The following is a 4642-nucleotide window of genomic DNA, read 5'->3' as shown; positions in this document are numbered from 1 at the left end:
AGAGATAGGACTCGGATTTTGACGCATTTAAACGATCAGTCAACCGATCAATAAATCGTTAAATGATCGGCATTAACAGCATACTGAGTCTATTTCAACTTCAGGGTGCTGTATTCTCATAGAAACGTCATTGAATCATCGACATCTCCCTCCATCTCACATCTCGATCACCCGCTTCAAAAAAGAGGGTCTTACCACAAATGCTATTTGAATATATCATTTATGCTGGCATCAAGCGCGGCCATATCTGCGGTATGCCCAATGCCCACCAAAGCCCCCAGTGAAGCCCCAACAACAACCGATCCCACAACCCCCCAAGCAGGAAAACATACAGCACCAAGCACCGCGCCACCGACAGCCGTTAAAGCGACTTCTTCAGTATAATAACTAGACATAGCATCAAAAAAAGCCCCGCCATTAACCTGTTCAATTTCATTTAATGATAAAACTTGCATCTTTTTTCCTTTTCATTTATGAGACCCATTTAATTCCCCGATACTCGAAATAAACAGTGTCTCTTTATAATAATTATCGCCTAGATAATACAAGCCGATATTAAAGATGAATTATAATTACCATTAAACAATTTTAGCTATCAAAAAATAAAAATTATATAATAAATTTAACTATTTAAATTTATTATATAAAAAACATCACGTTAAGTGAGGTGTTTTTTATGAGGTAAACATTGATGATTAAAATGAAGTCCGCTTATAACGGCGGTATTCAGGTTTCCAGAAATTCTTTTCAATGGATTTTTGAATGAGATCATCAGACGTAGGCAAGGCATGACCTTGTTCAATCGCCACTTTGGCAACAGCAAAAGCAATATGCTTACTAACGAAATGGATCTCTTCAAGACTTGGCAATAATGGGCCTTCTCCATGAATGGCTAATGGTGAACACTCAGCAAGCGCACGGCTTGAAGCCATTAACATTTCGTTACTCACACGTTTGGCACCCGCCGCTAATACCCCTAACCCTATACCAGGGAAAATATAACTGTTATTACATTGGGCAATCTCATAGGTTGTCCCCTCTATCACAACAGGCTCAAACGGGCTCCCTGTAGCCACTAATGCTTGGCCTTGAGTCCAGTGCAACACATCTTTTGGTGTCGCCTCGACTCGGCTTGTCGGATTAGACAAAGGAAAGACGATGGGACGTTTACAATGACTGTGCATCGCCTTAATAATTTGCTCGCTAAATAAACCTGGCGCGCCAGATACGCCAATAAGCACCGTTGGCTTGCCATTATTCACGACATCTAATAAAGAAATATGATCGCTTTGGGTATTCCAATTCGCCACATCCCCTGCTTTCTGTGCCAGTGGTTGTTGGAAAGGCAGTAAGTTTGGCATACTATCAACAAGCATACCCCAGCGGTCTACCATGAAGACTTGAGACCGAGCTTGTTCAACACTGATCCCTTCAGAAACCATCTGCGCCACTATGGCTTCAGCAATACCACAACCTGCCGATCCTGCTCCAAGAAAAGCAACCCTTTGCTCACTTAACTGGCTATTGGCGGCTTTACATGCTGCCAATAATGACCCCACAGTCACTGCTGCCGTACCTTGAATATCATCATTAAAGCAGCAATATTTATCCTTATAACGCTCAAGTAATGGCATGGCATTTTTTTGTGCGAAATCTTCAAATTGAATCAATGCATCTGGCCAACGACGGTGAACCGCTTCCATGAAAGCTTCGACAAACTCGGTATATTCTTCACCACCAATTCTGGGATGACGTGAACCCATATACATAGGATCATCCAATAACTGTGGATTATCCGTACCCACATCTAATGTAATAGGCAGTGTATAAGCGGGGCTAATGCCACCACAGCTAGTGTAGAGGGACAATTTTCCAATGGGGATCCCCATGCCACCAATACCTTGATCGCCTAAACCTAAAATACGCTCACCATCAGTGACAACAATGACTTTTACTTTCTGGCGAGTCGAATTATTCAATACATCATCGATTCGGTCTTTATTTGAATAAGAAATAAATAAACCACGGTTACGACGATAGTTTTTAGAGAAACGTTCACACGCCGACCCCACAGTTGGAGTATAAATAATCGGCATCATTTCAGTAATATGATTTTGCAATAAACGATAATATAAGGTTTCGTTTGTATCTTGAATATTTCGTAAATAAATATGCTTATCAAGCGCATTGGTAAAGTTCTTGTACTGAGCATAAGCACGAGATGCTTGCTCCTCGATGGTTTCGATAACGCTAGGCAATAATCCCTCTAAATTAAAGAAAATCCGTTCTTCATTGGTAAATGCACTGCCTTTATTAATCAAGGGCGCTTCAAGAATTGCAGGACCTGCAAAAGGAAGATAGAGCGGGCGTTTATTATCGTCCATTGGAAACCTTTTTAAATATTACCGTTAAATACATATCACTTCATTATAGATGATTGAACCCTCTCACTAACACTAAGCTAAGGCCTACTCATCTACAACACTTTTTATTTGAAATATGACATCATCAAACACCGAAAAGCCAGGTCACAAAATAGCTATTCACAGCGTAAAACGAGTCATTTTTTAATACGCTTAGATTATCATGAAATCGACACTTTGTTGCCTTTTATTGAGCCCATAGCCATACTTTTTTTTTAAAACTGCTTGTTTTCATTAGTCAAAAGAGGTTTTAAAACAACAAACAAATAAAACAAAAAAAGCACGTTTCACCGTGCTGTTTAAACTTTAACTAAATATATTTACATTCCACGATATTTAAGTGATAAACCCGCAAGAAAGTTACGCAAGACTTGATCACCACAGGTTTTATAATGTTTGTGACCCGGCTTTCTAAACAGCGCCCCTAATTCAGATTTAGACATGTTAAAATCCGCTAAACTTAGTAGCCCAATAATCTCATCTTCTTTTAATTCCAATGCGACCCGTAATTTTTTAAAAATAAGGTTATTGGTTAATTGAGAAACAGGTGCAGGCACTTCACTGCCCTCTCTTAATCCTCTTTTTTCAATGATTAACCCATCAAGAAATGAACAAAAAACCTTATCATTACACGCCTTATAGCCTTCTTCTGATTCTTTTCGTAGCATGTTGATCAACACATCTGTTGTCATTTCATACTTGGCATGATTAAAGACTTTAATCATTTTTGCATTGTTGTAATCAAACACGAAACGTATTCGACGTAAAATATCATTGTTGGTCATAATCTTTTATCTTTTGTTATGGAAAAGCGCGGCTACGCTTTCATGCAATGATATTGTCCCCCATTATTGGAAAAACTTCCAATAAATAAACAACACAGAAAAGCCCACAAAATAAAGAACGCCTACCCAAGACCAAAGCTTCATCAATGGCCCAAACCTATCTTCCACTGCGAGTTGCGGTGAAATCATTAATTTAAAATTGAGTGCCGCAAACACAGTTGTGGTAATGAAGGCCAAAATCATGACAAACTCTAACAAAGGCAATAATGCCCCTTGAAAAAATAAAATAATAAATAAACCCAATACACTTATCGATATCCTAATACCAGTTAACCCCACTATTTTATGATTATCTTTAGAATAGTGGGTTAATAAGGCCCAGCTTTCGGCCAAGCTTCGGCTATAACCATCAATCACTGTCACCGTTGTACTAAAAATACATAATAAGGCTACAACACCGATAAGATAGCGACTTTCTCCTCCCATTACGTTACTGTATAAATCAATGATTTGATTGGCAAATAAGGCTCCAGAATTGGAAAATGTCTCATTAGTCCCATACATGACTAATGACCCTAAAGACAGAAAAGCCAAGGCTATTACAATCGTCAATACATAGCCAAGGTTAAAATCTAATAAAGCTTGTTTTTTACTGATAGGCATTTGTTTTTGCTTTTCAATTAACCACAAAGAATTCCAAACACTCACTTCAATAGGCGCTGGCATCCACCCCATCATGGCCACTAAAAACCCAATATTCGCCCACTGCCAAGGAGACACTGCCACAAAGTCACTGCTCATAACAGGTGGAATATTCAACGCCATTGCAACAGCAATTAAGGTCGTTAAGGTTAACGCAAACATGATTACTTTACTTAATTTATCAAGCAGACGATAGTGACCAAAAATAATCAAAGCTAAACTTGAGAAAAGTACGATTAAGGCCAAAATATCAATGGATAAAGGAATAAATAACGTCAACATAGCAGATGTTAACATGGTCACACCCGCCGTACTTGCGACCGCACCAACAGCGTTCAGCAAAGTAAATACGACAAGATAACCTCGCCCCTGATGATAATACCCTTGTAATAAGCTCTCCCCTGTTGCAACGGTATAGCGCGCGCCTGCGGCAAAGAAAGGGTATTTGATCACATTAATCGCGACAATAACCCATGCCAATTGCCAGCCAAATTCCGCTCCAGCCCGAGTTGATGCCACTAAATGTGACGCTCCAATTGCAGCAGCAGCCATTAACAACCCCGGCCCCATTGCCCTTAATAATTGATAAGCACCATGAGTACTTTTCGTCGTCGATGACATCTTGTTCATAAAAAGCCTTAGCTAGCAAATGCGAATTTATACCCGTGACTGATGAATCCCCAGTTTTTTTACTCACAGGTGATTCCCAGGAAGTTGATTTTATTTGGGAAC

General features: G+C 39.4%; 4 protein-coding genes. All 4 read right to left on the bottom strand.

The window, feature by feature from the left end:
- Positions 1–203 precede the first annotated feature (203 nt).
- Positions 204–455, bottom strand: coding sequence for a Blp family class II bacteriocin (locus Q0791_RS24500; RefSeq protein WP_299011883.1), 252 nt, complete (start codon positions 453–455; stop codon positions 204–206).
- A gap of 240 nt (positions 456–695) precedes the next feature.
- The gene (locus Q0791_RS24495; RefSeq protein ID WP_299011882.1) at positions 696–2384 is read right to left on the bottom strand and encodes an NAD-dependent malic enzyme; all 1689 of its coding nucleotides are present in this window, start codon (positions 2382–2384) and stop codon (positions 696–698) included.
- A 359-nt stretch (positions 2385–2743) separates the two neighbouring features.
- Positions 2744–3208 (bottom strand): DUF1456 family protein, encoded by a 465-nt coding sequence (locus Q0791_RS24490; protein WP_299011881.1) that lies wholly within the window; start codon positions 3206–3208, stop codon positions 2744–2746.
- Positions 3209–3271: 63 nt separating this feature from the next.
- Positions 3272–4540: a divalent metal cation transporter gene (locus Q0791_RS24485; protein ID WP_299011880.1), complete on the bottom strand. Its 1269-nt coding sequence runs from the start codon at positions 4538–4540 to the stop codon at positions 3272–3274.
- Positions 4541–4642 lie beyond the last annotated feature (102 nt).

Origin of the sequence: uncultured Shewanella sp. (genome assembly GCF_947495455.1) — a bacterium.
Classification (GTDB): Bacteria; Pseudomonadota; Gammaproteobacteria; order Enterobacterales; family Shewanellaceae; genus Shewanella.
Note: the sequence above shows the minus strand (reverse complement) of the source record. Positions and strands in the feature narration are given on the sequence as shown.